At 39.8% G+C, this 2,653-nt stretch carries 1 protein-coding gene; it reads left to right on the top strand.

Features of this window, described 5'->3' with window-relative positions; translation table 11 throughout:
* The first annotated feature begins 573 nt into the window (after positions 1–573).
* The gene (locus AACT42_RS01790; RefSeq protein ID WP_094183070.1) at positions 574–1,083 is read left to right on the top strand and encodes a DUF4468 domain-containing protein; all 510 of its coding nucleotides are present in this window, start codon (positions 574–576) and stop codon (positions 1,081–1,083) included.
* Positions 1,084–2,653: the final 1,570 nt, after the last annotated feature.

Here is a 2,653-nt window from a genome sequence, read left to right as displayed (position 1 = left end):
AGAAAAATCATAAAATTCCGTGTTCATTTTTTCTTAGTCTGAGGCTCTAGCTTTACACCTGAAAGTCAGCACTTCTCCACGTATCTCACCAGTGGCACTGTTCGTAGAGTGTTTGAACTAACCGAAGTCTTCTTACGGGAAGTGGTGTGTTTGTTTATTTCTTTGGTGTGGCTTCTTTGGTTTTGAGGCTCTTTCGCGCTTAAATGGATTTCGTGCACTTGGTTGTTGGCTTCTTCGAAAGAATTCTTTGTAAATTTAAGTCCTAGAAGCTCGTCAAGTTTTCCTGTTATTTCTTCTTTGCCAAGTGCTTTTCGTGGATTGGGTTTTAGTTTCTCAGTTGTCCGTTTTACTTTGTCGCTTGAAAACAATAATGTGTTTTAAATTAGGCCGTTGGGTAGAAAATCTCCGGCTAAAGTGCAGCAGCTAACAAACGGCTCAAGAGGGATTGCCAACGCTTGGCGACTTTAGTGCAAAATTGAAGTTCAGTGTTTACGGTGTATTTTTTGAGTTCGGCGGTGCGTTGCCAACCCCTTAGCCGGGCGTTAGCAAGCAAATTTACTTTCGGAGTATTAAATGAAAAATATAATGTTTAGCCTTCTGTTGATAGTCTCAATACAAGGATGTACAAGCGCTGATTCTGTAAACTATCCAATATCACAATCAGACATCCAACCACAAACTTATACATTTTTGGACTTAAAGGGTGATAAGGGCGAATTGTGGAAAAAAGCCAGAAATCATATTGCTACAGTTTATGGTGATAGTAAGGAAGTCATGAGAGTTGAGGATGAATCTGAAGGTTCTTTAATTGGTAAAGGACTTGTTCAGTGGAAGATGATTGACTCAGCGATAAGTCCATATTGTTACTCTAGTTACGATATTAGATTCCTAGCAAAAGATGGTCGAGCTCGATTACAACTCGAACTTTTACCCGGCGTACCTGTTGGTTCTGAATGTGTTGCATGGACACTCCCATCCAAATATGGGTACGATCAAGTTTTGACCAAGTTTGGATTAATGGCTAAAAAATTCGAAACCAGCCTACGAGGTGAAGATTCAATCGGAAGCATGAATGATTTTTAGCTTGCTAACAAACGCTTCAAGAGGGACAGCCAACGCGTGGCATTTTTATAATGCGTTAATTTTTGTGGTTACGGTGTTATGCAGAAAGTTTGTAGTAGCGTTGGCTGCCCCTTAAGCGGGCGTTAGGCAAAGTGAGTTTTTATCAGCTAAATCGAGTTTGAATTGAACGGTAAATTCAATGTTTTCTGGCTTAAGTTAAGCAATAAATAGTCATCACATATTTGCTGTTTCTTGATCGCGTTGGGTTGCTTATCGTTGTGAATTTAGCGGCAAAATAACCTTCAGCATCCAAACGTCCGCCGAGCATGCTACGCTCGTCACTTTTCTTCCAAACCGCTCAATTTGAGTTTTTTTGTTTCTTTGCTGATTTAAAGTTTTGGTTTATAAATGAATCGGTTAGTTTGTTTTAAATTTAAAAAAGCTCGTCCTTTGGTTGTGAAAGTGCCGGTGTCAATTGGTTGGCCTAACAAACGCTTCAAGAGGGACAGCCAACGCGCGGCATTTTTACTATGCGTTGGTTTTTGTGATTACGGTGTTATGCGGAAAGTTAGTAGTAGCGTTGTCTGCCCCTTAAGCGGGCGTTAGGCAAGGTGAGTTTTTATCAGCTAAATCGAGTTGAAATTGAGCAGTAAATTCCATGTTTTGTGGCTTAACTTAAGCAATAAATAATCATCACATATTTGCTGTTTCTTGATCGCGTTGGGTTGTTTATCGCTGTGAATTCATCGGCAAAATAACCTTCAGCATCCAAACGTCCGCCGAGCATGCTACGCTCGTCACTTTTCTTCCAAATCGCTCAATTTGAGTTTTTTGTTTCTTTGCTGATTTAGCATTTTGGTTTATAAATGAATCGCTTAGTTTGTTTCAAGTTTACAAAAAAGCTCGTTCTTTGGTTGTGAAAGTGTCGGTGTCAATTGGTTGGCCTAACAAACGGCTCAAGAGGGATTGTCAACGCGTGGCGGCTTTAGTACAAAATTGAAGTTCAGTGTTTACGGTGTGTTTTTTGAGTTCGGCGGTGCGTTGTCAACCCCTTAGCCGGGCGTTATGTGTTGGATGAGTTTTTAAGGTCAAAACTACGATTTCATTGATAATTCGTTTCGTGTTTTCGGCAAGTTGGCTTGGTCGAAATGGATTCTGAACAACCTGAGATTGATCGTTTTCAAGGTTCTTGGGTTGCCTCAATTAAGTTTTGGATCTGGCTTGTGTTGAGTTTCGTCAGTTTCAAATCGCTTTAATTGAAATGTCTTTTTGACTGATTTGCTTGCTGATATTCAGCTATGAAAATCTGGTGAAGCAAAAGGTTTTGTTGTAGCTGAAAGGGCGCTTTCTTTGCTGTTGATTCTGTAAGTGGCTCTCTTTGGCTAAAATCGTTGTAAAATTTAGGGTTTGGTTAGCATCGTTTTTGCACGTAAGTTATTCAAATTTCTTCCTTTCTACGGTGGTTTACTTTGAATTCACGGTAAAATTCACTTAGTATCAAGTTTGAAGTGCGACACTTTTTAAAGATGCGCATGAATATACTCCAGTGGTGTTCTATACCCAAGTCTTTTGCGTGGGCGCGTATTTAATT

The sequence above is a fragment of the Vibrio sp. V15_P4S5T153 genome (genome assembly GCF_963874485.1).
GTDB classification, from domain to species: Bacteria; Pseudomonadota; Gammaproteobacteria; order Enterobacterales; family Vibrionaceae; genus Vibrio; species Vibrio anguillarum.
The sequence above is the reverse complement of the archived record's forward strand: the minus strand, read 5'-3'. Positions and strand labels throughout refer to the sequence as shown.

Coding starts and splice junctions, on each gene's coding strand:
- AACT42_RS01790 (WP_094183070.1), top strand. CDS start 574: ATGAAAAATATAATGTTTAGCCTTCTGTTGATAGTCTCAATACAAGGA.